The 25,634-nt window shown below is 67.0% G+C and carries 24 protein-coding genes; 18 read left to right on the top strand and 6 right to left on the bottom strand.

The window, feature by feature from the left end; genetic code table 11:
• The first annotated feature begins 6 nt into the window (after positions 1 to 6).
• Entirely contained in the window at positions 7 to 1,722 is a 1,716-nt protein-coding gene (gene ilvD, locus ACUJ46_RS03060; RefSeq protein WP_445388971.1) for a dihydroxy-acid dehydratase, read from the top strand.
• On the opposite strand, the gene ACUJ46_RS03055 is transcribed toward ilvD, so the two are convergent.
• Genes ACUJ46_RS03055 through ACUJ46_RS03040 form a run of 4 tightly spaced genes read right to left on the bottom strand, consistent with a single transcriptional unit; the run spans position 1,707 to position 5,546 of the window.
• Positions 1,707 to 3,461 (bottom strand): SulP family inorganic anion transporter, encoded by a 1,755-nt coding sequence (locus tag ACUJ46_RS03055; protein ID WP_445388970.1) that lies wholly within the window; start codon positions 3,459 to 3,461, stop codon positions 1,707 to 1,709. The two genes, ilvD and ACUJ46_RS03055, sit on opposite strands and share 16 nt — an antisense overlap.
• Positions 3,458 to 3,724, bottom strand: a complete 267-nt coding sequence (locus ACUJ46_RS03050; RefSeq protein ID WP_445388969.1) for a helix-turn-helix domain-containing protein — start codon at positions 3,722 to 3,724, stop codon at positions 3,458 to 3,460. Before ACUJ46_RS03050 ends, ACUJ46_RS03055 begins: the two co-directional genes overlap by 4 nt.
• Before the next feature lie 45 nt (positions 3,725 to 3,769).
• Positions 3,770 to 5,104 (bottom strand): APC family permease, encoded by a 1,335-nt coding sequence (locus tag ACUJ46_RS03045; protein ID WP_445388968.1) that lies wholly within the window; start codon positions 5,102 to 5,104, stop codon positions 3,770 to 3,772.
• A complete protein-coding gene (locus tag ACUJ46_RS03040; RefSeq protein WP_445388967.1) occupies positions 5,088 to 5,546 on the bottom strand; it encodes a (2Fe-2S)-binding protein in 459 nt (152 codons plus the stop codon). The genes ACUJ46_RS03045 and ACUJ46_RS03040 overlap by 17 nt, the downstream gene beginning before the upstream one ends.
• Positions 5,547 to 5,590: 44 nt before the next feature.
• Here ACUJ46_RS03040 and ACUJ46_RS03035 point away from each other — a divergent pair, with 44 nt between their 5' ends.
• The 13 genes from ACUJ46_RS03035 (at position 5,591) to ACUJ46_RS02975 (ending at position 18,629) form a co-directional block, all read left to right on the top strand.
• Positions 5,591 to 6,409 (top strand): crotonase/enoyl-CoA hydratase family protein, encoded by an 819-nt coding sequence (locus tag ACUJ46_RS03035; protein ID WP_445388966.1) that lies wholly within the window; start codon positions 5,591 to 5,593, stop codon positions 6,407 to 6,409.
• A gap of 303 nt (positions 6,410 to 6,712) precedes the next feature.
• Positions 6,713 to 7,783, top strand: a complete 1,071-nt coding sequence (coxB, locus tag ACUJ46_RS03030; protein WP_445388965.1) for a cytochrome c oxidase subunit II — start codon at positions 6,713 to 6,715, stop codon at positions 7,781 to 7,783.
• A gap of 14 nt (positions 7,784 to 7,797) precedes the next feature.
• Entirely contained in the window at positions 7,798 to 9,477 is a 1,680-nt protein-coding gene (gene ctaD, locus ACUJ46_RS03025; protein WP_445388964.1) for a cytochrome c oxidase subunit I, read from the top strand.
• A 7-nt stretch (positions 9,478 to 9,484) separates the two neighbouring features.
• The gene (locus ACUJ46_RS03020) at positions 9,485 to 10,465 is read left to right on the top strand and encodes a heme o synthase (protein WP_445388963.1); all 981 of its coding nucleotides are present in this window, start codon (positions 9,485 to 9,487) and stop codon (positions 10,463 to 10,465) included.
• Entirely contained in the window at positions 10,462 to 10,590 is a 129-nt protein-coding gene (locus ACUJ46_RS03015) for a hypothetical protein (RefSeq protein ID WP_445388962.1), read from the top strand. The genes ACUJ46_RS03020 and ACUJ46_RS03015 overlap by 4 nt, the downstream gene beginning before the upstream one ends.
• The gene (locus ACUJ46_RS03010) at positions 10,590 to 11,210 is read left to right on the top strand and encodes a cytochrome c oxidase assembly protein (RefSeq protein WP_445388961.1); all 621 of its coding nucleotides are present in this window, start codon (positions 10,590 to 10,592) and stop codon (positions 11,208 to 11,210) included. Before ACUJ46_RS03015 ends, ACUJ46_RS03010 begins: the two co-directional genes overlap by 1 nt.
• Positions 11,211 to 11,270: 60 nt before the next feature.
• Complete coding sequence (locus tag ACUJ46_RS03005; protein WP_445388960.1) at positions 11,271 to 12,095, top strand: cytochrome c oxidase subunit 3; 825 nt, start codon at positions 11,271 to 11,273, stop codon at positions 12,093 to 12,095.
• A gap of 70 nt (positions 12,096 to 12,165) precedes the next feature.
• On the top strand, positions 12,166 to 12,771 hold the full coding sequence (locus tag ACUJ46_RS03000) for an SURF1 family protein (protein WP_445388959.1): 606 nt from the start codon (positions 12,166 to 12,168) through the stop codon (positions 12,769 to 12,771).
• Positions 12,772 to 12,784: 13 nt separating this feature from the next.
• Complete coding sequence (gene thrC / locus ACUJ46_RS02995; protein WP_445388958.1) at positions 12,785 to 14,170, top strand: threonine synthase; 1,386 nt, start codon at positions 12,785 to 12,787, stop codon at positions 14,168 to 14,170.
• A complete protein-coding gene (locus ACUJ46_RS02990) occupies positions 14,167 to 15,399 on the top strand; it encodes a M16 family metallopeptidase (RefSeq protein WP_445388957.1) in 1,233 nt (410 codons plus the stop codon). The genes thrC and ACUJ46_RS02990 overlap by 4 nt, the downstream gene beginning before the upstream one ends.
• Positions 15,399 to 16,289: a class I SAM-dependent methyltransferase gene (locus ACUJ46_RS02985; protein WP_445388956.1), complete on the top strand. Its 891-nt coding sequence runs from the start codon at positions 15,399 to 15,401 to the stop codon at positions 16,287 to 16,289. Before ACUJ46_RS02990 ends, ACUJ46_RS02985 begins: the two co-directional genes overlap by 1 nt.
• An 88-nt stretch (positions 16,290 to 16,377) precedes the next feature.
• Complete coding sequence (locus tag ACUJ46_RS02980; protein ID WP_445388955.1) at positions 16,378 to 17,292, top strand: class I SAM-dependent methyltransferase; 915 nt, start codon at positions 16,378 to 16,380, stop codon at positions 17,290 to 17,292.
• Complete coding sequence (locus ACUJ46_RS02975; protein WP_445388954.1) at positions 17,289 to 18,629, top strand: APC family permease; 1,341 nt, start codon at positions 17,289 to 17,291, stop codon at positions 18,627 to 18,629. Before ACUJ46_RS02980 ends, ACUJ46_RS02975 begins: the two co-directional genes overlap by 4 nt.
• A gap of 19 nt (positions 18,630 to 18,648) precedes the next feature.
• On the opposite strand, the gene ACUJ46_RS02970 is transcribed toward ACUJ46_RS02975, so the two are convergent.
• The gene (locus ACUJ46_RS02970) at positions 18,649 to 20,136 is read right to left on the bottom strand and encodes a peptidoglycan DD-metalloendopeptidase family protein (RefSeq protein WP_445388953.1); all 1,488 of its coding nucleotides are present in this window, start codon (positions 20,134 to 20,136) and stop codon (positions 18,649 to 18,651) included.
• A gap of 694 nt (positions 20,137 to 20,830) precedes the next feature.
• Between ACUJ46_RS02970 and ACUJ46_RS02965 the strand changes: the two genes are divergently transcribed.
• The 4 genes from ACUJ46_RS02965 (at position 20,831) to ACUJ46_RS02950 (ending at position 24,791) form a co-directional block, all read left to right on the top strand.
• Complete coding sequence (locus ACUJ46_RS02965) at positions 20,831 to 23,371, top strand: helicase-related protein (protein ID WP_445388952.1); 2,541 nt, start codon at positions 20,831 to 20,833, stop codon at positions 23,369 to 23,371.
• Between the two features lie 3 nt (positions 23,372 to 23,374).
• Positions 23,375 to 23,710 carry an RNA-binding S4 domain-containing protein gene (locus ACUJ46_RS02960; protein ID WP_445388951.1) on the top strand — a complete coding sequence of 112 codons (336 nt, stop codon included), beginning with the start codon at positions 23,375 to 23,377 and terminating at the stop codon, positions 23,708 to 23,710.
• Positions 23,711 to 23,830: 120 nt separating this feature from the next.
• Entirely contained in the window at positions 23,831 to 24,169 is a 339-nt protein-coding gene (fdxA, locus tag ACUJ46_RS02955; protein ID WP_445389525.1) for a ferredoxin FdxA, read from the top strand.
• 61 nt (positions 24,170 to 24,230) lie between these two features.
• A complete protein-coding gene (locus tag ACUJ46_RS02950; protein WP_445388950.1) occupies positions 24,231 to 24,791 on the top strand; it encodes a hypothetical protein in 561 nt (186 codons plus the stop codon).
• A gap of 47 nt (positions 24,792 to 24,838) precedes the next feature.
• Here the strand turns inward: ACUJ46_RS02950 and ACUJ46_RS02945 are convergent, their stop codons facing one another.
• On the bottom strand, positions 24,839 to 25,582 hold the full coding sequence (locus ACUJ46_RS02945; RefSeq protein ID WP_445388949.1) for a ZIP family metal transporter: 744 nt from the start codon (positions 25,580 to 25,582) through the stop codon (positions 24,839 to 24,841).
• Between the last annotated feature and the right edge of the window lie 52 nt (positions 25,583 to 25,634).

Here is a 25,634-nt window from a genome sequence, read left to right as displayed (position 1 = left end):
GATGTCATGGGTTTCGACAAGTCCAAGCTGCCAAGCCGCCATGTGAGCGTGGGCCCGGAAAAGGCGCCGCACCGCTCCTATTATTACGCCATGGGCATGACGGAGGAGGAAATCGCCCGCCCCTTCGTGGCCGTGGCATCGGCCGGCAATGATTCGGCCCCGTGCAACACCACGCTCGACATGCAGGCGGACATCTGCCGCGAAGGCGTGGTGGAAGGCGGCGGCACGCCCCGCCGCTTCAACACCATCACCGTGACCGACGGCATCGCCATGGGCCACCAGGGCATGAAATCCTCGCTCGTCTCGCGCGAGGTGATCGCGGATTCGATCGAGCTGTCGGTGCGCGGCCACTGCTATGACGCGCTCGTCGGCTTCGCCGGCTGCGACAAGTCGCTTCCGGGCATGATGATGGCGATGCTCCGCCTCAACGTGCCGTCCGTCTTCGTCTATGGCGGCTCGATCCTGCCCGGCCAGTTCCACGGCAAGGACGTGACCGTCCTCGACGTGTTCGAGGCCGTCGGCCAGTATGAGGCGGGAAGCTGCCCGCTGCAGGAACTGATCGCTCTGGAAAAAGTGGCCTGCCCCGGGGATGGCGCGTGCGGCGGGCAGTTCACCGCCAACACCATGGCCTGCGTGGGCGAAGCGATCGGCCTGTCGCTGCCCAACAGCAACATGGCGCCAGCCCCCTATGAAAGCCGCGCCGACATCGCGCGCGACGCCGGCCGCGCCGTCATGCGCCTTCTTGAGCGGAACATCCGCCCGCGCGACATCTGCACCCGCAAGGCCTTCGAGAATGCCGCACGCGTCGTCGCGGCGACTGGCGGTTCCACCAACGCGGCCCTTCACCTGCCTGCCATGGCAAATGAAGCCGGGATCGAATTCACCCTGTTCGACGTGGCCGAAATCTTCCGCACCACGCCCTACATCGCCGACCTGAAGCCCGGCGGCCGCTATGTCGCGAAGGACATGCACGCCGCCGGCGGCATCTACATGGCGATGAAGACGCTGCTCGAAGGTGGCTTCCTCCATGGAGACTGCATGACGGTGACGGGCCGGACTCTGGCCGAGAACATCGCCGACATCCGCTGGAACGACGCACAGGATGTGATCCGCCCGGTCACCAACCCGATCACGCCCACGGGTGGCGTGGTGGGCCTGAAGGGCAGCCTTGCGCCTGATGGCGCCATCGTGAAGGTGGCCGGCATGGAGCGGCTGCTGTTCGAAGGCCCGGCCCGCGTGTTCGACTGCGAGGAGGATTGCTTCAGGGCTGTCTCCGAGCGCGCCTATCGCGAAGGCGAGGTGCTCATCATCCGCTATGAGGGGCCGAAGGGTGGCCCCGGGATGCGCGAGATGCTGGCGACGACCGCCGCCCTCTACGGGCAGGGCATGGGCGACAAGGTCGCGCTCATCACCGATGGGCGCTTCTCGGGCGCGACTCGCGGCTTCTGCATCGGCCATGTCGGGCCGGAAGCCGCCGAAGGCGGGCCGATCGCCATGATCGAGAATGGCGACATGATCCGCATCGATGCAGCCGCCGGCACCATCGACCTGCTGGTCGATGACGCCGTGCTTGCCGGGCGCCGGGCAAAATGGCAGCCGCGGGTCAATGACTATCAGTCGGGCGCGCTCTACCGCTATGCCCAGACGGTCGGCCCGGCTTCACTCGGGGCGGTCACACACCCCGGCGCCAGGGCCGAACGGCACGTCTACGCCGATATCTGACCGGTCACGGGCGGAACGGCCCCGCCGTTCCGCCCGGCACCGCCGTTATCGGCGCCATCAGCCTCGGCGATATCGGCCAGCGCATCACTGACAGTCGCCCGGAAATGCGGGCGGTGTGTCCTTATGCCGGCCTTCAGCAGCGCCCGGCGAACGGCAGGGTTTGCGCTGGCCACCCAGAAGCCCAGCCCCTTGGCGCGGGCGCGGGCAGCGGCATCCACCAGCGTGCGCGCGCCGGTTGAATCAAGGAAGGGCACGGCGCCCAGATCGAGCACCAGCGGATGGCCCCGCGCCGGCGCTGCATCGAGAACGGCGCCGATGGCGCTCGCCACCCCGAAGAACAGCGCGCCCTCCATCCGATAGACGGGAACGCCCGCACCCGGCTCATAGGGCTGGCGCCCGGGACGCGCGCTGTCGGCAACATCGAAGGTCAGCACATCCTGCGCCACACCCCCGGCTTCGGCCATGCGGATGATGAACAATATACCGCCCAGCGCCACGCCAGCCGTGATGCCGATCGTCAGATCCTCGAAGATGGTGAGCAGGAAGGTCGTCAGCAGCACCAGCGCATCCCCGCGCGAACTGGCGAGCAGGCGGCCGAATTCATGGCGTTCTGCCATGTTCCAGGCAACGACCAGCAACAGCCCGGCAAGGGCAGCCAGCGGCACCAGCCCCAGAAGCGGCGCAGCAACAAGGATGAACAGGCCAAGGAACAGGGCGTGGAGGATCCCCGCGACCGGACCATGCGCCCCTGCCCTGACATTGGTGGCCGTGCGCGCGATGGTGCCTGTCACCACCATGCCGCCAGTGAAGGCGGAACCGATGTTGGCGACCCCTTGCGCCACCAGTTCGCTGTTGGACCGGTGCCGGCGCCCGGTCATCCCGTCCGCCACCACGGCCGACAGCAGGGATTCGATGGCCCCCAGAAGCGCAAAGGTGAAGGCGGTGGGCAGCAGGTCCAGCACCAGCGCCAGGGTGACAGGCGGCATGCTGAAGGACGGAAGCGCCGCCGGAACGCCGCCGAACCGGCTTTCGATCGTCTCGACCTGAAATCCCGCCAGTTGGACAAGGGCGGAAACCAGCACCAGCGCGATCAGATAATGCGGCCAGTTCGGCCGCAGCTTCTTCATTCCGGCAATCAGGATGATGACTGCAAGGGCGACCGCCACGGCCAGCGGGTTGAGGCCGGGGGCAGCCGCCCAGAGGGCTTGCACCTTGGGCAGCAGGGCTGGCGGATCCCCGCCGGGCATCGCCAGGCCCAGCATGTCCTTCATCTGGCTGGCTGCGATCAGCAATGCGATGCCAGCCGTGAAGCCGACGGTGACGGGATAGGGAATGAAGCGGATATAGGTGCCCAGCCGCAGGAAGCCGCCTACCAGCAGGATCACGCCCGCCATGGCGGTTGCCAGCAGCATGCCGCCCGGCCCATGGGTTGCAACCGTCGTCGCGACCAGCACGATGAAGGCGCCGGCCGGCCCGCCGATCTGGAAGCGGCTGCCCCCCAGCGCCGAAACGATGAACCCGCCCACCATGGCGGCGAACAGGCCATGGGAAGGCGGCAGGCCCGAGGCGATCGCGATCGCCATGGACAGCGGCAGCGCGACGATGGCGACAGTCAGCCCGGCAATTGCGTCGCGCCGCAGTTCCGCCAGGCCATAGCCCTCGCGCAGCACGGTCACGAGCTTGGGCGTGAAAAGCGCCCTCAGCGAATTGTCCTGCCCGCCATGGTCCCGCCCGGTCATGCCGGCTGCCCCTGCTCCGGCCCTCTCAGCCGCACGCCGCGCCCCGCGCCCGTGCTGGGCGCGCCCTCGCCGATCAGCTCCACCCCCGCGCGCTCCAGGGCTTCCACGACCTTCATCAGGCTGTCCACCTGCCCGCGCACCTGCCCGTCCGAGGCCTCCATGCGCTGGATGGTGGCGAGCGAAATGCCCGAAAGCTCGGCCAGCTGCCGCTGCTCGACGCCGAGAAGTGCGCGCGCGGCGCGCATCTGTGCTGCTGTAATCATACGTCAGTTATAATAATTGATGTATGAAACATCAATAGGCGCGTTTCAGGCCCCTGTCCGGCTGCGCCTTCCCGCCATCAGGATCAGTGCGATGACCCCCACCGCCCCCAGGCTCAGCAAGCTGTTGGCCGGGTCTTCCCACGCCACCGCCGCAAGCAACAGCGAATTGCCGATGAGCGCCATCACCGCCGGCAGCGGGTAGAGGGGCATGCGGAATGGGCGCTTCATGTCGGGCGCTGTCCGCCGCAGCCTGACAAGGGTGAGGATGAGGGAAATCTCGATCAGGATACGCAGCGGGGTGTTGAGGGCGACGAGCGCCAGATAGGCCCCCGATGCCGCCAGCCCCACCGCGCCGGCCGCCGTCAGCAGCAGGGCAAGGCGCGGGCTGCCCGATGGGGAAACCCGCGCCAGCGCTGCCGGCAGGGCGCCATCGCGGGCCATGGCGAAAACCCCGCGGCTGTGGGTCATCAGCCTGAGATTGACGCTCGCCGCGACGGAAAGCACCCCGAACAGGGCAACCGCGATACCGCCATTGTCCCCCAGCAGCTTGCCGGCGCCTTCGGCCAGCGGAATGGGCGAAGCCGCCATCTCCTCCACCCCCAGCACGCGCAGCAGCGCGATGTTGATGAGGACATAGAGCGCCGTGACGATGGCAAGCCCCCCGAACACCGAGCGCGCGACATTGCGCTCGGGCCGCTCCATCTCCTCCCCGACATAGATGGGCGTCTGGTAGCCGGTATAGCTGTTGTGGACGGCCCGCATGGCGATCGCCATGGCCGCAAGGCCCATGGCAAGGCCCGGTGCGCCCTGCTGCGGCTCTGGCGGAACGGCCGGCGCCAGCAGCAGAACAAGCAGGATCGCAGCCAGCGCCAACCCCTTCAGGCCGCAGAACAGGGTCTGCGAAACGCCGTTCACGCGCGCGCCCGACCAGTTCAGGATGAAAGCCGCCAGCACCAGCGCCACGGCAAGCAGGCCCAGCGGCCTGTCGGTGAAAAAGCCCGCCCGCTGCAGAAATTCGGCAAAGGCGACCGACAGGAAGGCAAGTGTGGACATGCCGTTGAACCAGTCGGCCCAGCCGACGAGCGCGCCGGCGCGCGGGCCGAGCCCGTGGCTGACCAGGGCATAGGGCCCGCCGGCGCGTGGCAGGCTGGCGCCCAGCTCCACCACCGTGAAGGCATTGACGGCGGCCATGATGCCGCCTGCGACCCAGATGCTGATGATGAGGACAGGATCGATGGCGGCGCCGGCCACGACCCCCGGCTGGCGCAGGATGCCGGCGCCGATGACGCCGCCGGCAACAGTGGCGAGGCCGAAGCCCAGCCCGAGGATGCGCAGAAGCTGGCCGGCCGGGCGGCCGTGCCCGTCAGCCGCCGCGGGCAATTTCGGCCGCGCGCAGGATGGCGGCCTCCACCCGGATATAGGTGCCGCAGCGGCAGATGTTGCCGATGGCCGTGCGGATATCCTCCCGGCTGGGCGAAGGCCTGTCCTTCAGCAGGGCGGCTGCCGCCATGATCATGCCGGACTGGCAGAAGCCGCACTGGGGCACCTGCAATTCGATCCAGGCCTGTTGCAGGGGGTGCGACCTGTCGTCCGAAAGCCCCTCGATGGTGGTGACGAACGTGCCCTCGATGTCGCCGATCGGCACCTGGCAGGACCGCACGGGCGCGCCATCAAGATGCACCGTACAGGCGCCGCACAGCCCGGCGCCACAGCCGAACTTGGTGCCCGTGAGGTTGGAGGCCTCGCGCAGGGCCCACAGAAGGGGCGTGTCGGGCGCGAGCTGATAGTCTGTCGGGTTGCCGTTGACGGTGAAGCGGGTCATGCCATGCGGATAGACGTTTGCGGCAAGAGAGGGAAGCGCGACACATGGACCGGACAACATTCACCTACGACGTGGAAGACGGCATCGCCCACATCCGGCTGAACCGGCCGGCTGCTTTCAACACCATGAACGGCGCCTTCTGGGCGGAATTCCCCGCAGCCTTCGACGAAATCGCAGCCGACATGCGCGTTCGCGCCGTCCTCATCTCTTCGACAGGGCGGCATTTCTCTGCCGGCCTCGACCTGAAGTGGGCCGCCGAAAGCCAGGGCAGGGCGCACGCCGATCCCGGCCGGGCGCGCGAAAGCTTCCGCCGCCATGTCAAGGACATGCAGCAGTGTTTCGAAGCCATCGACCAGTGCCGGGTGCCCGTGATCGCGGCCATTCAGGGCGGCTGCATCGGCGGCGGACTCGATCTCGTCAGCGCCTGTGACCTGAGGGTGGGCACCGCCGACTGCTTTTTCACCATACAGGAAGTCAATGTCGGCATCGTCGCCGATGTGGGCACGCTGCAGCGCCTTCCCTATCTTTTGCCACAGGGGCTGGTGCGGGAGCTCGCCTACACCGGTCGCCGCTGGGCCGCGAAGGAAGCGCTGGCGCAAGGCTTCCTGAACCAGCTGCACGACACCCATGAGGACGCCGTGGCGGCGGGACTTGCCCTGGCACGCGAAATCGCCGCGAAAAGCCCGCTTGTCATCACCGGCATCAAGCAGGTGCTGAACGCCGGGCGGGACATGACCATCGCCCAGGGCCTCGACTATGTTGCGGTCTGGAATGCCGGCATGCTGCAGGGCGAGGACAGCAGCCGCGCCATCGCGGCCCAGCTGAACAAGGGGCAGGCCAGCTATGGCGACCTGGCGCCCTGAACGTCGGCCCGAACCACGGCCTGGATGGGGGCCAGAACCCTAGCCTGAACGGCGGTGTTTTTTGCCGGACGTCAGTGCACGTCGGCAAAGGCCATTGTCAACGCCAAGGCAAAAAGGCCAAATCATGAGCGCCATCAATCACAAAGGGGCCGATTGCCTGCCCTGACGGAATGGCCTCCAAGGACCGGCGCTTTGGCGTCCCCTGTGTCGCAGAGTGCGTCAAACGCTTGTCCACCGGGCCACCCTCCGTTATGGCCCCATCAAATTCACGCGAATCCCGGGATCAGAGCAATGGGAATAAAAATGGGTTTGGCGTCAGGCCTGAAGGGCATCGCGGTCGCGGCCGCCCTGTCTCTGGCTGGCGCCGGCATCGCGCAGGAAGCGGCAACAGCCGCTGAAACGGCGGCTCCTGCGGCCGCACCCGCCATCACGCCTGAAGCGCCGCCGGCGCCGCAGGATGTCGCCGTGGCATCCGCCGCGGCGGATGCAGCCCTTCCGGCCGATGCGGGCTACACCCGCATGAAGCCGACAGACGGCATCGGCCAGCCGGTGCCCGAAGGCATTGCCATCCAGGAGCAGGTCACCCCGATCGGCCTCGAGGCAAAGGCGCTGCTCGAAGGCATTCTGAACCCGGTCATCGGCATCATCTCGGTCTTCGTGCTGGGCCTCCTCATCTGGGTGATCCTGCGCTACCGGGCGGCCGCCAACCCGGTCCCCTCCACGACGACCCACCACTTCGGCCTGGAAGTCGTCTGGACGCTGATCCCGGCGCTCATCCTTCTGGTCATCGCCTTCCCCAGCTTCCGGCTGCTGGCGAACCAGTACAACCCGCCCAAGGCGGACCTTACGGTCAAGGTGACAGGCTACCAGTGGTACTGGGGCTATGAATATCCCGACTATGGCGACATCAGCTTCGACTCCCTGCCGCTGAGCAAGGAAGATGCCGAGGCGGAAGGCGTGCCCTACCTGCTCGATGTCGACAACCGCCTGGTCGTGCCCGCCGGCAAGACCGTGAAGGTTCTGATCACCGCCGCCGACGTGATCCACAGCTTCGCCGTGCCCAGCTTCTGGGTGAAGATGGATGCCGTCCCCGGCCGGATCAACGAAACCTGGTTCAAGGTCGACCGCCCCGGCGTCTACTATGGCCAGTGCTCCGAACTGTGCGGCACCAAGCATGGCTTCATGCCCATCGCCGTCGAAGTCCTCCCCGAGGAAGATTTCCGGCGCTGGGTCCGCATGAAGCAGGCCGCCGACGGCATCGAGCCGACCGGCCCGGGCATTGCGCCGGCCGTCGTCGAGGCAGCCGCCGAAGCCGCTGCCGTGACCCCCTCCTCCGAAGCGCCGGCAGCCGAAGCTGCCGCGCAGGCTGCCTGAAAAGGATAGACCCTATGGCATCCTCCGCCGACACAACCCACCTCCAGCCGCACGCCGAGGCCCATGGTCACGACGACCATGATCATGTCCCCGGTTTCTTCGCGCGCTGGTTCCTGTCCACCAACCACAAGGACATCGGCACGATGTACCTGATCTTCGCGATCTTCGCGGGGATCATCGGTGGCGCGCTTTCCGGCTTCATGCGCTGGGAACTTGCGAACCCCGGCATGCAGGTCCTGCCCTGGTTCACCGACGGCAACATCGACGCCGCCTACCACCTGTGGAACGTCTTCATCACCGGCCATGGCATGATCATGGTCTTCTTCATGGTGATGCCCGCCCTCATCGGCGGCTTCGGCAACTGGTTCGTGCCGATCATGATCGGCGCGCCCGACATGGCCTTCCCGCGCCTCAACAACATCAGCCTCTGGCTCACCACCACTGCCTTCGTGCTGCTGGTGCTGTCGATGTTCGTTCCCGGCGCGCCCGGCTTCGATGGCGCCGGCACCGGCTGGACGGTCTATCCGCCGCTGTCCACCTCGGGCCACCCCGGGCCGGCAGTCGATCTCGCGATCTTCTCGCTGCACCTCGCCGGTGCCTCGTCGATCCTGGGGGCGATCAACTTCATCACCACCATCTTCAACATGCGCGCTCCGGGCATGACGCTCCACAAGATGCCGCTGTTCGTGTGGTCGATCCTCGTCACCGCCTTCCTGCTGCTGCTGTCCCTGCCCGTCCTGGCCGGCGCCATCACCATGCTGCTGACGGACCGCAACTTCGGCACCACCTTCTTCGACCCCGCCGGCGGCGGTGACCCGGTTCTCTACCAGCACCTCTTCTGGTTCTTCGGCCACCCCGAAGTCTACATCATGATCCTGCCGGCCTTCGGCATTGTCAGCCACATCATCTCCACCTTCAGCCGCAAGCCCGTCTTCGGCTATCTGGGCATGGCCTATGCCATGGTCGCCATCGGCTTCGTCGGCTTCATCGTGTGGGCCCACCACATGTTCACCGCCGGCCTCAGCGTGAACACCAAGATGTACTTCACCGCCGCCACGATGATCATCGCAGTGCCGACCGGCATCAAGATCTTCTCGTGGATCGCCACCATGTGGGGCGGCCGGATGACCTTCCCCACACCGATGCTCTGGGCGCTGGGCTTCATCTTCATGTTCACGGTCGGTGGCGTCACCGGTGTCGTTCTCTCGAACGGCGGCCTCGACACCTACATGCACGACACCTACTATGTCGTTGCCCACTTCCATTACGTGCTGTCGCTGGGCGCCACCTTCGGCCTCTTCGCCGGCTTCTACTACTGGTACGGCAAGATGTTCGGCCGCGAGTACAACGAGCTTCTCGGCAAGCTGCACTTCTGGCTGTTCTTCATCGGCACGAACGTGGTCTTCTTCCCCATGCACTTCCTGGGGCAGGACGGCATGCCGCGCCGCATTCCGGATTATCCGGAAGCCTATGCCTACTGGAACAACATCGCGTCCTGGGGCTATCTGATCATGCTTGCCGGCATGGCGGTATTCTTCCTGAACGTCCTCATCTCGGCGTTCGCCGGCCGCAAGGCTGCGGCCAACCCGTGGGGCGAAGGCGCGACCACGCTGGAGTGGACCCTGTCCTCTCCGCCGCCCTTCCACCAGTTCGAGACGATTCCGGATCTCCGGAACGTCAAGGGCGCCCATTGAGGGCCTGATGGCGAACCATCCCATCGAAACCGTTGAAGGGAGGGCGCCATCGGGCGCCCTTCCGCCATTGGGAGGGGACGAAGGCGGCCGCCTGCCGCCTTCCGCCCTTTCGACCGCGGAATGGCGGGACTATTGGGCGCTTCTGAAGCCCCGGGTGATGACCCTTGTCGTCTTTACCGGGCTCTGCGGGCTTCTGGCGGCTCCGGGAAGCATTTCGCCCTTCCTCGGCTTTGTCGCGATCCTGTGCATCGCTGTCGGCGCGGGTGCCGCGGCCGCCTTCAACCAGTGGTGGGAAGCGGACATCGACGCCGTGATGAAGCGGACGGCTGACCGCCCGCTGCCCGCCGGCCGGCTCGGCCGGGACGAGGCGCTCGGCTTCGCGATCATCCTGTCGGTTGCATCCGTCGTCACCATGGGCTTCGCAACCAACTGGATGGCGGCTGGCTGGCTGCTCTTCTCCATCTTCTTCTACGCCGTCATCTACACCATCTGGCTGAAGCCGCGCACGCCGCAGAACATCGTCATCGGCGGTGCGGCCGGCGCCTTCCCGCCCATCATCGGCTGGGCTGCGGTCACGGGCGATGTCAGCGCGCTTCCACTGCTGCTGTTCGCGACCGTCTTCGCCTGGACGCCGCCGCACTTCTGGGCCCTCGCCCTCTTCGTGCGGATGGATTATGAGCGCGCCGGCATACCCATGCTTCCGGTCACCCATGGCGTCAGGGAAACGCGGCGCCAGATTCTCGTCTATGCGCTGATCCTCGCCGCCGTTTCGGTCGCACCCTGGGCGCTTGGCCTCGTCGGGCCGGTCTATGGCCTGCCGGTCACCGCGCTTGGCGTCATCTTCATTGCCCTTTCGGCGCGCGTGTTCCGCAACCGGGCCGATGCCCCCGAAGGCATGGGCCCCGAAAAGGCGCTGTTCAAATTCTCCCTCCTTTACCTTGCGCTGGTCTTCGCGGCGCTGGTCGCAGACAGGATGATCCCGGCATGAACTGGACCCCAGAGGAAGAGGCCGCCTATGTCGCTCGCCGTCGCAGGCGGAACATCGTGATCGGGATCGTGCTCGCGGCCTTCGCGGCACTTTTCTACGGCATAACCGTCTCGAGGATGATGTGATGTCCACAGTCGCCGGCAATCCACGGAATCATCTGCGCACCGCTCTGCTCGCGCTTTCCATTGCGGCAGGCATGGGCGGGCTCGCCTATGCTTCCGTGCCGCTCTACCGCATCTTCTGCCAGGTGACCGGTTTTGGCGGCACCACGATGAAGGCGGACGAAGCCGCCGTGCCGAGCGCCGAACAAGTGGCGGCGCTGGGCGGCAAGATGGTCGAGGTGCGATTCGACGGCAATGTCCGCGGCATTTCCTGGGAATTCGCGCCGACGACCCGCACCGTGCAGGTCAAGATCGGCGAGCAGAACCTCGCCTATTATCGCGCGAAGAACCTGTCGGATGTGCCGGTCACGGGAACCGCAACTTTCAACGTCAGCCCGGCTGCGGCCGGGGCCTATTTCAACAAGATCCAGTGCTTCTGCTTCAACGAGCAGACGCTGCAGCCGGGGCAGGAAGTGGAAATGCCGGTGGTCTATTTCGTTGACCCGGCGATTCTCGATGATCCGGATGCCCGCAACATCAAGGAAATCACCCTTTCCTACACCTTCTTCCCCGTCGAGGCGCCGACGCGCGCGCCCGGAATCTATGCAACGGGGAAAGCCGAAATTCCTGCACGCGGGGCATGACAGCTTGCCCGGCCCGCATGTGCGGGTTAGGGCGTTCACAAACAAGAAACAGGTGAGACCATGGCTTCAGGGAAAACCCACGACTTTCACATCCTGCCACCCAGCCCCTGGCCACTCATGGGGGCCGTCACCGCCATGGTGATGCTCGGCGGCGCAGTCTTCTGGTGGCATGATGCAGCCTGGGGCAAATGGGTCTCGGCGCTCGGCCTTATCGGTGTGCTGGCGACCTTCTTCTTCTGGTTCTCCGACATCCGCGACGAAGCCAATGCCGGGGACCACACCCCCGTGGTGCAGCTGCACCACCGCTATGGCATGATCCTGTTCATCGCTTCCGAAGTGATGTTCTTCGTTGCCTGGTTCTGGGCCTATTTCGCAGCCGCGCTCTATCCCAGCGGTGCGGAAGCGGTTGGCGGCGTCTGGCCGCCGCAGGGCATCGAACCACTCGACCCCTTCGTCTATCCGCTTCTCAACACCCTGATCCTGCTGCTTTCAGGCACCACCATCACCTGGGCGCACCACGCGCTGATCCATGGTGACCGCAAGGGGTTCAAGAACGGCCTGTGGGTCACGGTGATCCTCGGCGTGCTGTTCAGCCTGCTGCAGGCCTATGAATACAGCCACGCCACCTTCGGCTTCTCGGGCAACATCTATGGCGCCACCTTCTACATGGCCACCGGCTTCCACGGCTTTCACGTGATCGTCGGCACCATCTTCCTCGCCGTCTGCCTGTGGCGCGCCTATCTCGGCGATTTCACGCCCAAGCAGCATTTCGGCTTCGAGGCTGCCGCCTGGTACTGGCACTTCGTGGACGTGGTCTGGCTGTTCCTGTTCCTGTCCATCTACATCTGGGGCTCCAATTTCGGGGCTGCCGTGGTTGGGCACTGAGACTGACAAGAGGCTCGCGATGAAAGCCCCGGTGCGAAAGCGCCGGGGCTTTCCGCTTGTGCCTACCCTGATGGTTCTTCTGGCGCTGCCGCTGCTCTTCAGCTTCGGCTTCTGGCAGCTGGAACGAAAGGCCTGGAAGGAAGCGCTGCTCGACGATCTCCGCCGCAATGCCGAAGCGCCCGTCGTGGCGATTGCGGATGGCCGCATCCCGGATGATTTCCAGTTCCGCAGCGTCCGCATGGGCGTTCGTTGCGCGGAACAGCAGCCGCTGGTGAAGGCCGGTCGCAACACCGGGGGGCAAAGCGGCTATTCGGTCTTTCTCGATTGCGCGGCAGCTGACACGCCCATCCGGCTCAACATCGGCTGGGGCCCGCGCAGCGACAGCTGGAAGGACGCGCGCCTTCCCGGCCCCGAAGCCGGCGCAATCCCCGTGGAAGGCGTGCTTGTCGAGGCCGGGGGCAGCGGCCCGCAATGGACCCTGGTCACGCGCGACGCGCCCGCACCGCTGAAGCCAAGCGCACCGCCGACAACGGAAACGCTGCCCAACAACCATCTGTCCTACGCGATCCAGTGGTTCAGCTTCGCCGCGATTCTCGCCACCATCTACCTCCTCTACCTGCGCCGCTGGCGACAGGCCGGGCGCGCACGGCTTGCGCCGGGGGATGGGCAGGTCTAGTCGGCAGGCCGTCATGGATTATCTGAGCACAAGGGGCACTGCGCCCACACTCGACTTCCGGGGTGTCACCCTGGCCGGCCTCGCATCCGACGGGGGGCTTTATGTCCCGCGTTCCTGGCCGCGCTTCTCCCCGGCCGACATCGAGGCGATGGCCGACACCAGCTACGCCGAAACCGCCTTCCGCGTGATGCGCCCGTTCGTCGAGGGCTGCCTGAGCGACGAGGCCCTGCACCGGCTGATCGATGACGCCTATGGCGATTTCGGCCATGCCGCCGTCACGCCGCTGGTCCAGCTCGACAGCCGGCACTGGCTGCTGGAACTGTTCCACGGGCCGACGCTTGCGTTCAAAGATGTCGCGCTCCAGCTTCTGGGCGGGCTGTTCGGCCATTTCCTCGGCAAGGACGAGCGGATCACCATAGTCGGCGCGACCAGCGGTGATACCGGATCGGCCGCGATCGAGGCGGTCGCCGGGCGGCCGGGCATCACCATCTTCATGCTCCATCCCGCCGGCCGGGTTTCGGATGTGCAGCGCCGGCAGATGACCACCGTGCTGGCCGGCAATGTGCACAACATCGCCGTCGACGGCAGCTTCGATGACTGCCAGGCGCTGGTGAAGCGGCTGTTCAATGATGCGCCCTTCCGTGCCGAACAGTCGCTGTCGGCGGTCAACTCGATCAACTGGGCGCGCCTGCTTGCCCAGATTGTCTATTATTTCCATGCCGGCGCCCGGCTTGGCGCACCGCACCGCAAGGTCAGCTTCTCGGTGCCCACCGGCAATTTCGGCGATGTGTTCGCCGGCTATGCCGCCGCCCGCATGGGGCTGCCGGTGGGCCGGCTGCTCGTCGCCACCAACGTCAACGACATTCTTGCCCGCGCCCTGAATGCCGGCGACTACAGTGTCGGCAGCGTCACGCCGACGGCAACCCCCTCGATGGACATCCAGGTTTCCAGTAATTTCGAACGGCTTCTGTTCGATCTGCACGGCCGCGACGGCGCGGCGCTGGCCGACACCATGCGCCATTTCGAGGAAACGGGCCGCATGGCGCTGAGCGATGCACAGCGCGCGGAAGCCGCATCGCTTTTCCTTGCCGAACGGGTGGACGAGACCCGGATGATGCAGACCCTTGCCTGGGCCCATTCGGAATGCGGCGAGGTGATCGACCCGCACACCGCCATCGGCCTGGGCGCAGCACGCGCGCGCGAACAGGATCTGCAAGGCCCCATCGTCACCCTTGCCACGGCGCATCCGGCAAAATTCCCCGATGCCGTCGAGCGGGCATGCGGCATCCGCCCGCCCCTGCCGCGCCGCGTGCAGCACCTGTTCGACCGTGAAGAGCGCTACGATCACCTCGCAGCCGATGCCGAAGCGCTCAAGGCCTATATCCGGGAGCGGACATGACGCCGGAAATCAGCCGGCTTTCCAATGGACTGAGGATCGCGACCCTTGCCATGCCGGGGCTGGAAACAGCCGCGGTGGCGCTCAACGCCGATGTCGGCGCGCGGCACGAGCGCGAAGACGAGAACGGGCTCGCCCACCTGTTCGAGCATATGGTGTTCAAGGGCACGCACAACCGTTCGGCGCGCGCCATCGCCGAACATATCGAGGATGTCGGCGGCAGCCTCAATGCCTGGACGTCCCGCGATTCGACCGTGTTCCACGCCCGCGTGCTGGCCGGTGACCTGCCGCTGGCTGTCGAGCTTCTCGCCGACCTTCTGATGAACCCGCGCTTCGATGCCGAGGATCTGGTGAAGGAACGCGAGGTGGTCCTGTCGGAAATCGGGGAAGCGCTCGATACGCCCGACGATCTCGTCTTCGACCATCTCCAGGCCATCGCCTATCCGGGCCAGGCACTCGGCCTGCCCATCCTCGGCACGCCCGAAAGCCTTGCGCGGCTGGATTGCACGGCCCTCGTCGACTGGCGGGACCGGCAGTATCGCGGCGAGGGGCTGGTGCTGTCAGCCGCCGGCAAGGTGGATCATGACCGCCTCGTCCGGCAGGCGGAGGCTCTCTTCGGAACGCTTCCGGCCAGGCGCGCGGAAAGCCACCCTCCTGCCCGCTGGCACGGCGGGGTGCGCGGGGATGGCAAGCGCGGCGAGCAGCTGCACCTTGCCCTCGGGTTCGAAGGACCACCCGTGCTGGCGCCAGGCTATCATGCCGCCCAGCTCTTCGCGACGGCCCTGGGTGGCGGCATGTCCTCCCGGCTGTTCCAGGAACTTCGTGAAGAACGCGGCCTTGCCTATTCCGTCTCGGCTTTCCATGTGCCGCATGCCGACACGGGCGTTTTCAGCCTCTATTGCGCCACGCGGCCCAAGGATGCGCCGGCAGCGCTTGAACTGGCCCGCAAGGTGGCCGCGGATACGGCCGCAGGCCTTACCCCGGAAGAGCTTGCGCGCGCCCGTGCACAGATCAAGGCCGGGCTGCTGATGGGGCTGGAAGGCTGTTTCGGGCAGGCCGAATGGATGGGGCGGAGCCTTCTGACCCATGGGCGCATACTTGCCCCCGCCGAAGCCATTGCCGCGCTCGACGCGGCATCGCTTGATGATGTGCGCATGGCTGGCGCCCGGCTGCTGTCCGGCCCGCTGGCGCTGGCGGCCGTGGGGCCGGGCGCGGGGAAGCTTTCAGCCTGATGTCCGCAGCCAACGCCACGCCGCAGCTTGAAACGCTCGTCGCCGAGCCGACATCCGATTTCGCGCTCATCGACAGCGGGCACGGCCGCAAGCTGGAACGCTGCGGCCCCTATCGCTTCATCCGCCCGGAGCCGCAGGCCATGTGGGCGCCGGAGAATATGGACTGGGAGGCGGATGGCGAATTCGTCGGCGGTTCCGACGAGGAGGGCGGCGGGCGCTGGCGGCTTTCACCCAAAGTTCCCCAGGCCTGGCCCATCAGCCAGGCAGGCGTTTCCCTCCACGCCCAGTGCACGCCCTTCCGGCACCTTGGCTTCTTTCCCGACATGGCGCCCCACTGGCAGGCGCTGGCCGAAGTCTCGCCGGATGCCGATGTGCTCAACCTCTTCGGCTATACCGGCGTTGCCTCCCTCGTGGCGGCGGCGGCCGGCGCGCGGGTGGTGCATGTGGATGCCAGCCGCAAGGCCGTGGAGCAGGCAAAGGCCAATGCCCGGTTGTCCGGCCTTGCCGACCGGCCCATTCGCTGGCTGACCGAGGATGCGCGGAAATTCGTTGCACGCGAAGTCCGCCGCGGACGCCGCTATGACGCCATCCTCCTCGATCCGCCCAAGTTCGGGCGCGGGCCGGATGGCGAAGTCTGGGACCTGACCCGCGACCTGCCCGGCCTTCTGGCAGATTGCGTGCAGCTTCTGGATGGCAACAGCCGCCTTCTCATCCTCACCACCTATGCCGTCAGGCTTTCGGCCCTCGCCCTCGACGGGCTGCTGAAACCGCTGACAACGCATCTGCCCGGAAGCGTGCACAGTGGCGAGATGAGCCTGCGCGAGGAAGCCCGCGGCACGCTCCTGCCCACCGCCATCTTCACCCGCTGGTTGAACGCGCCCGCCGGCTAGCGGCAAGTCGCGGGCGCACGCCCACCGCCGGGACTCGCCCGCGCCCTGCCGCCGTGGCATAGAAATCACTCCGCAACCGGAGTATCCGATGCCGAAACGCAGTTTCTGTCTTCCCATGCTCGCCGCCCTGCTTGCTGCAGCCGTTCCCGCAGGGGCGCAGGTCCGCGTGATCACCAGCACGCCGCATGCCGCAAATCCCCTCGATGCGCCGGACATTCCCGACCCGATCCTCGATGTCGCGCCGCCTTCGATCACCCTGCTTCAGGTGCCTGGCGTCAGCCATGGCGACGAAGGCTACCGCCCCGAAGTCGGCCAGCCCGGCAAGGATGTGATCTGGGTGCCAACGCCCGACAGCCTCGTGAAGGCGATGCTGACGGTGGCGCAGGTAAAGCCGACGGACCAGGTCGTCGACCTCGGCTCCGGAGACGGGCGTATCCCGATCGCGGCGGCGCGCGATTTCGGGGCACGCGCCCGGGGCATTGAATATAATGCGGAAATGGTCGCCCTTGCCAGGCGCAACGCCATCCGCGCCGGCGTCGCAGACAAGGTGAGCTTCCTCAACGCCGACATCTTCCAAACGGATTTCAGCGACGCCACCGTCGTCACCATGTATCTGCTGCCAAGCCTGAACCTGAAGCTGCGCGAGACATTGCTCAGGATGCGGCCAGGCACGCGAATCGTCAGCAACGCCTTTTCGCTGGGAGAATGGGAGCCAGAGCGAACGATCACGACAGATGACGCGACGGGCTATTTCTGGATCGTCCCCGCAAATGCTGCCGGCCGCTGGGCCTTCGAGCTTGGGGCCGAGCGCTTTGCCGCCGAACTGGGGCAGCAATACCAGATGCTGACGGGCGCACGCGGCACCATGGTCCGTGAGGGCCGCCTGCGCGGCACCGCCATCCGCCTCACCCTGGCCGACGGGCGCGTGCTGGAGGGACAGGTGCGGGGCGATGAAATGAGCGGGCCCGGCTGGGAGGCCCAGAGGATCAGGCCAGCGGGTTGAGCACGCCAGGCCGCAGCCTTTCCCCGGCCGATGTCGCGCTGCTGACGATCGGGATTGTCGTCGGCGCGGGCATTTTCCGTGTCCCTGCCGAAATCGCAGCCGCCGCACCGGACAGCCTTGCGGTGCTCGCCCTGTGGGCCATCGGCGGGCTGGCGGCGCTTGCCGGCGCCCTCAGCTATGCCGAACTGTCCAGCCGCTTCCCATCCATCGGCGGGGAATATCATTTCCTGCGGCTTGCATGGGGGGCGCGCCTGTCCGCCCTGTTCATCTGGGCGCGCGTGGCCGTGATGCAGACGGGCGCGATTGCTACCGTTGCCTTCGTCGCCGGCGATCATGTCGCGGCGATCTGGCCTGCCGGCCCCGCGCCAGCGGTCTGGGCCGGGCTTTCCGTCCTTCTGGTGACAGCCGCCAACCTGGCCGGCCTGTCTGTCGGCAGGGCCGGGCAGCGGGTGATGGTGGTGGCTGTGCTGGCGAGCCTCGCGCTGGTGATCCTGTCAGCCTTTTTGGTGCCGCAGGCCTCGGTTGCCGCAACGGGAGACGCGCCACGCGGCTTCGGGATCGGGCTGGCAATGGTGTTCGTGATGCTGGCCTATGGCGGCTGGAACGAGGCAGCCTATCTGTCAGCCGAGGTGAAGGGCGGGCAAAATGCGATCGTGCGGGCCATTCTGGGCGGGCTTGTGCTTGTCATCCTCATCTATCTGGGCGTGAACGCTGCGCTACTCTGGAGCTTCGGGCGCGAGGGGCTGGCCGCGACCCCGGCGCCGGCAGCGGCCCTGGTCGCGGCGGCCTTCGGCCCGGCCATCGGCGCGGCGCTGGGCGGGGCGGTGATCCTCGCATCGCTTTCCACCATGAACGCAACCGTCATCACCGGCGCACGCGCCATGTGCGCCCTCGGCCAGGACATGGGTGGCACCACAGGCCGCGCCTTTCCGGGCCTCGCCGCGATCGGCCGCTGGGATGCCGTACGCTCGGTTCCGCGTGCCGCACTTCTGGTGCAGGGTGCGGTTGCGCTGGCGCTGGTGGGCTATGGCGCCACTGCGCGCGACGGTTTTGCGGCCATGGTTGCCTTTGGCGCGCCGCCCTTCTGGCTTTTCCTGTCGCTGACGGCGCTGGCGATCTTTCGCCTGCGCCGCACCCATCCGGATCAGCCGGGCTTTTCCGTGCCGCTCTATCCGCTCGTCCCGCTCATCTTCCTTGCGGCCTCGCTTGCCATGCTGTGGTCGGCGCTGGGCCATGCCGCCTTCATGCTGGGCGCCAGCGAAGAGGGCGAACTGGCGGGCGTGCTGGGGCTGGCCATATTGCTGGCGGGTGTGCCGCTAGTCTGGCGCGCCCGCTGATCGCGGGCAACGCCGGGTTTCAGCCCGCCGCCTGAATCCGCTTCAGCTGCGCCATGCGGTCACGGAAGCGGGAAAGCTCGGCGCCTGTCAGCTGCGAGCCGGAATGGAATTTGGCCGAGCGCGGATCGACGGCCTTGCCATTCTGCCACACTTCATAATGGAGGTGCGGGCCGGTCGACAGGCCGGTGGAGCCAACCTCACCCACCTTGACGCCCTGCTCCACCCGCTGGCCTTTCTTCACATGGATGCGGTGCATGTGGGCATAGCGGGTGCGAAGCCCCCTGCCATGATCGATGACAACAAGATTGCCATAGCCGCCGCCCCAGCCGGCCTGCACGACCGTGCCGGCGGCCGATGCGATCACCGGCGTTCCGGTGCGGGCGGCGAAATCCAGCCCCTGGTGCATGCGGGAATAGCCTAGAATGGGGTGGAAGCGCATGCCGAAGCCCGAGGAGGTGCGCGCGCCGACCACGGGCGTCCGCATCAGGCCGCGTTCGGCGCTTTCGCCATTGGCGCGGAAGAACTTGCCCCGCGGCCCCCAGCGCATGAGGGAAATGTCTTCCTTGCCCTTGCGCAAGCCAGCATAGAGCAGCTGGCCCATCTGTGTTTCGCCGGTTTCGGCGCGCCGGTGCTCGACGATGATCTCGAAGCGGTTCTGGCCGCGCATATCGCGCTGGAAATCGAGCACATGGCTCATCTGCCGCACATATTCATTGATGATGTTGGCAGGCAGGCCGGCAGCGCGCGCCGCACGCTGAAGCGACCGGCCGACTTCGCCCGTGACGCGCAGCGGCGTTTCATCCACCTTGATCGGAATGCGCTTCAGCCGCAGCGCCCCGTCCGGCCCGCGCGAAACCTCGACCTTGAGATCGAAGGCGGCGCGGAATTTCAGATCCTGCAGCGGCCGGGGCATGGATTTCGATTCCCGCCGTCCCAGCACAATGTCGAGCCGCGTTCCGGGTGACAAGCCGCTGCTGTTCACCACCCCGGCCAGAAGCTGGCCCAGGGCATCGAGATCCTCGCGGCCGACACCTGCGCGGCGAAGGGCCGCCTGCAGGCCACCCGAGCCGACGCGCGCATCAAGTTCGACGCGCGGGCGTTCGGGCGCTTCGGACAGGGGCCGCGCCAGCGTCGTCGGCGCCAGCCTGCGCCCCATGCTGCTGCCTTCGGCAAGCGGTGTAATGCCCAGAAGCCGCGCTTCTTCGGCAACTGCCGGCGAGCGTTTGGGCGGCACCGCGCCGATGATGGGGGGAACATTGAGGCCGATGGCCAGAACGGCGCCGCACAGGGCGCCAAGCGTTGCAAGGCCGCGCCACCAGGGTCCGGACCCGATGCCTTCGCCCAGATCGACGACAAGACCATCTTCGACGATTCCGGCGGCATGGCGGGCAATGACATCGGCCGCGCGCGGCAGGCTCGCCTTCAGGGCGAGGATCCTGGCAGCGCCGGCGCCACCCCGAACAGTCGGGGAGGCCTTCCCGACAAGGAAATCAGCAGCCGTCGCCATGGCTACCCCCGATTGCCTGCGACCCGGACATCCACGGCCCGAATGGCCGCAGAATGAAGCCGTTCGGCCTGTTGTCGGTTACGACCATCACCGTGGAATACGACCCCGTCTGACCTTGTTTTCGGGCGAACTTCCCGCTTTCGGTCCGTTCTTCCACAACAGACTGGTTCCGGAAGACAGCCCCGGGTTCAGGCCCGGACAGGATAAGCTCTTGGGCAGAAACCTTGAATCATGTCACTTCGAGGGTCAATGCCAGCCCTTGCGGCAAGCGGCGGCGGCTGCGACGAAACGCCCCCGGCAGACGACCAAAGGATGATCCCCAAGGGAACATCCGGAATGGGGCAAGGCCCACCCCTCCGGGCGGGAATGGGCAGTTCCGCGTGACCAGTTCCCCATACTCTTCCCCATGCTCAGGGGCGACTTCAGGGGCGACATGCTGTCACAAAACCATCTCTTGCCCCCGGCAAGGAGCCATGCCACAAAATGTGGGACTGGAGATGATGGGAGAAGCGTTCATGCGCATCCATCCTGCCGATCCGGGCCTGCACGGGTCCATGGGCCTTCCGCCCGGCCCCGCGGCCGCCTTTTCCTTCCATGCCGTCGTGTGTTGCCCTTGCGGTAGCGCCCCGGCCTCCCGATCTTCAGCCCTGATGGACCACCATGGCACCCCGGCCCCGGCGGCAGGCCTGATCCGTTGACGGGCCTGTCCGCCCAGCTCACCGCCGTCCTCGGGCCGACCAACACCGGCAAGACGCATCTCGCGGTCGAGCGGATGTGCGCCCATGCCGGCGGCATGATGGGTTTCCCCCTCCGGCTGCTGGCGCGGGAGGTCTATGACCGCGTCGTGGCGATGAAGGGCGCACCGCAGGTCGCCCTCGTCACGGGGGAAGAGCGGATCATCCCGCCGGGCGCGCGCTATTTCCTGTGCACGGCCGAATCCATGGTGACCGACCGCGCCTTCCCCTTCATCGCCATCGATGAAGGGCAGATGGGCGCCGACCCCGAGCGCGGCCACGTCTTCACCAACGCCATGCTGCACCTGCGCGGCACGGCCGAAACCATGATCCTGGGGGCCGAAACGCTCAGGCCCGTCATAAGGCGCCTGCTGCCCGATGCGCACATCATCGCGAGGCCGCGTTTCTCGAAGCTCGAATGGGTGGAGCCGCGCAAGCTGTCGCGCCTGCCGGCGCGCTCGGCCATCGTGGCCTTCACGGCGCAGGACGTCTATGCGCTGGCCGAGATGCTGCGCCGCCAGAAAGGCGGGGCGGCCGTGGTCATGGGCGGCCTTTCGCCGCGAACGCGCAACGCCCAGGTCGAGCTCTACCAGTCGGGCGAGGTGGACTATCTGGTTGCCACCGACGCGATCGGCATGGGGCTCAACATGGATATCGCCCATGTCGCCTTCGCCTCGCTGTCGAAATTCGACGGCCGCCGGCACCGCCGCCTGCGGCCGGCTGAAATGGCCCAGATCGCGGGCCGGGCAGGCCGCCACCAGCGCGACGGCAGCTTCGGCACCCTGCTCTTCGGCCGCAACGAGGAAAGCGCCAGCCCTGAGCTGACCGAGGCCGAGATCGCAGCGATCGAGGGGCATGAATTCCCGCCCCTGAAGGGCCTTGTCTGGCGCAATGCCCGGCTGGACTTTTCCTCGCTGCACAGGCTCGTCATGAGCCTGGAGGCCCAGCCGTCGTCTCCCGAACTGTGGCGCGGCGACGACGCCATCGACCTGCAGGTGCTGAAGATCCTGGCTGGCGAGCCATGGGTGATGGAACGCGCGCAGGGCCGGCCAGCGCTGATGCGGCTGTGGGCTGCCTGCGGCCTGCCCGATTACCGCCGCACCGGGCCGGAAGCGCATGCCCGGCTCGCGGGCCGCATGTTCCGCCACCTGTCCGAGGGGACGGGCCGCCTGCCGCCGGAATGGATCCGCTCGGAGCTTTCGGCGCTGGACAATGTGGCGGGCGACATCGCCACCCTGTCTGACAGGATCGCCGCCGCCCGCACCTGGACCTATGTGACCCACCGCCCCGACTGGCTGGCCGACGCCCCCGGCTGGGCGGAACGTGCGCGCCAGGTTGAAGACAGGCTTTCGGATGCGCTGCACCAGCGGCTCACCCAGCGCTTCGTCGACCGGCGGACATCCGTGCTGCTGAAGGACCTGAAGCTGCGCGACCGCGCCGCGCGCGTCGAAGTGGACCCGGATGGCACGGTTGTGGTGGATGGCGCCATCATCGGCACGCTTTCGGGCTTCGCCTTCCTGCCGGACCCGGCAGCGCGCGCAGGGGAAAAGAAGATGCTGCTGGCGGCCGCCGAACGGCGGCTTGCCGAAGAGCTGGCGCGCCGGGCAAAGGCGCTGGCGGCTGCTGAAGATGCGGATTTCGCGCTGGACTTCGATGGCGGCATGCCGCCCCGCCTGTTGTGGTGCGGCACGCGCGTGGCTGCACTGAGGCCCGGCAAGGACACGCTGAACCCGAGGGTGGAGCTGGACCGCAGCCTCGACACGCTGGACAGGGCCGCGCGGGCGGCCGTTCTTGCCCGCCTGGAAAACTGGGTGGCGGCAACGAAGGCGCGGCATCTTTCCGGCCTGACCCGGCTGGAAGCCCTGAAGCCCGAACTCAGCCCGGCAGCGCGCGGCATAGTCGTGCAGCTGACAGAAACCATGGGCGCCCTGCCGCGCGAAACGCTGGCGCCGCTGATCGCCGACATCACCCGCGACGACAGGCGCGCACTGGCGAAGGCCGGCGTCAGGCTGGGTGTCACCCATGTGTTCGTGAGCGATGCGCTGCGGCCTGAGGCGACGCGCTGGCGGCTGGCCCTGTGGGGCGTGGCCAGCAGGGCGCCGGCCATGCCACCCCCGCCGCGCCCCGGCCTCACTTCGGTCAAGGTGAACGACGCGATGCCGCCGGGCTTTCTGGCAGTTGCCGGTTTCTGGGCGCTCGGAGATTTCGCCGTCAGGGTCGACATGGCGGACAAGGTGGCGCGCGCCGTTCACGCCCAGCGGCTCGCCGAAAAGGCCGGCGGCGGCATCCGCCCCGATCCGGCCCTGATGTCGAGCCTCGGGCTTTCGCCCATCCAGTTCGCACGGCTGATGCAGGCGCTTGGCTTCCGCGACACGCGGCAGCAGGGCTTTGCCTTCCAGCCCGCAACCAGACGAAAAACGCGCCGCAAGGCGGAAGGCAAGGCACCGTCCGCCACGGCGGCCCTTCCCTTCGCCAAACTCGGCGAACTGCTCGGAGGCTGACGCTTGGTCCACGAACGCGGCATGCGGCTCGACAAATGGCTCTGGTTCTCGCGGCTTTCGCCAAGCCGCTCGGCAGCCCAGGCGCTCTGCGAAAGCCGGAGGCTGCGACTGGACGGGCGGGTGATCGAGCGAAGCTGCACCACGGTGCGACCGGGCGCCGTGCTCTCCTTTCCGCGCGGGGATCAGGTAGTGGCCGTTCGGGTGGAGACGATGGCGGAACGGCGCGGCCCGGCGCCAGAAGCCCGAAGCCTCTATACGCCCCTTCTGCCCATGCCGCAGGCGCGGGCCGCGGATGCCGCCGTGCCGGGCAAGGGTGAGCAGGCGATGCAGCCTGCCTGAATGTGGGGGCTTTCCCCTCCCCTGTTCCGCCCCCCATTGACGCTCGCCCGCCGCGCACGCTAGCGCTTTCAGGGTGTGCGCTCCGGCGCAGGGACAATTTCCTAATCGAGGGACATGACGATGACCTATGTGGTGACCGAAGCCTGCATCAAGTGCAAATACATGGACTGTGTGGAGGTCTGCCCGGTCGACTGTTTCTACGAGGGCGAGAACATGCTCGTCATCAACCCGAACGAATGCATCGACTGCGGCGTGTGCGAACCGGAATGCCCGGCCGAAGCCATCGTGCCCGATACCGAGCCCAATCTCGACAAATGGGTCGAGCTGAACGCCAAGTACAGCGCGGAATGGCCGAACATCACGGTGAAGGGCGATACGCCCGCCGACGCCGACGCGTGGAAGGACAAGGACAACAAGTTCGAGGAGCATTTCTCGCCGGAGCCTGGCCAGGGCAGCTGACGGCGGGCAACGTCATCCTGACCTGTGACTGATACCCTGACCCGGGACAAGGAGCCTTGAGATGAGCGAGACCAAGCCTGACATCCGTGAAGCCGTCGGCGTTTTCCAATCCGCCGAAGCACTCGAGGCAGCGATCGAGGACCTCCAGTCCAATGGCTTCGACCGGGCGGAAATCAGCCTTCTGGGTGCCGACAAGGCGCTCGAGACCAAGCTCGGCCACCGCTATGCCCGGGTGAAGTCCGAAGAGGATGACGTCAACGCGCCGCGCACGGCCTGGATCTCGACGGAATCCACCGGCGATGCCGAAGGCGCACTGATGGGCGGCCTGATGTACATCGGCGCGACCGCCGCCATGGCGGCGGTCTTCGCCACCGGTGGCGCGGCGGCGGCGGCCCTTGCAGCCGGCCTTGCCGGCGGCGGGGCGGGCGGCCTCATCGGCAGCGTCTTTGCGTCCATCGTCGGCAACAACCGCGCCAAGGCGATCGAGGAACAGCTCGAAGCCGGCGGCCTTCTCCTGTGGGTCCGCACCTGGACTCCGGAGGATGAAGCGAAGGCAACCGACAGCCTGAAGCGGCACGGCGCCGAGGACGTGCATGTCCACAGCTTTCCGCCCAACGACTGATTGCGGCATATCCTGACGGTCACGGGTGGCCATGCCGCCCGCGCCCGTCAGGCGCCCGGCAACGACAGGGCCATTACGGTCAGCAGGCCGGCCGATACAGGCAATACCAGCGTTCGGGCGGATGCCCGCATGGCGGTGGGCGCAAGATGCTTTACAGCCACCCAGATGAGGGCGCCGCCGGTCAAGGCCAGCGGCGCCGAAGCTGATTGCGCGCTCCCCGGCCCGACAAGCGGCCAGGCCAGCAGGAAACCGAGGGGCGTTGTGATGGCGGCGGCGAGGGTTGCCCGCAAGGCAGCCGCGTGCGCCGAATGGCCCGCCTGGATCATGAGGGCCATGGTCACCAGCCCTTCCGGGAATTCATGCAGCACCATGCCAGCGGCCATCATGGCCCCGAGATAGGGGCTTGCGGCAAAGCCCGTCGCCATCATCATTCCATCGAGCAGGGAATGAAGGCCAATTCCAAGCAAAGGCGCCAGACCTGCTGCCATGCGCGCACTTGCAGGCCTGTCGCGTACATGCCCGGAAAGCAGCCGGCCCAGAAGCGCCATGGCCAGATAGCCACCGACCGCCAGAGCCCCGACAACCGGAAGCGAATAGCCGCCAGACGCCATGGCTTTCGGCAGGACATGGATAAGGGCGGCAGTGATCAGGACGGTCGCCGCATAGGCCGCGAACAGCGGGAGCTGACGACGGACACGCACCTCATGCAGACGCATGGCGAGGATGCCGCCAAGCGTGGCAACAGCAGCCATCAGGCTGAAAATCAGGCCCGGCAGGAAACCGGCCCCCATCAGGCCATATCCTCCGGCTGTCTGCAGACGTCGCGGGGGTGCGGGAACCGGA

Source organism: Sandaracinobacteroides sp. A072, assembly GCF_052616365.1.
This window is presented reverse-complemented; position numbering and strand designations above follow the sequence as displayed.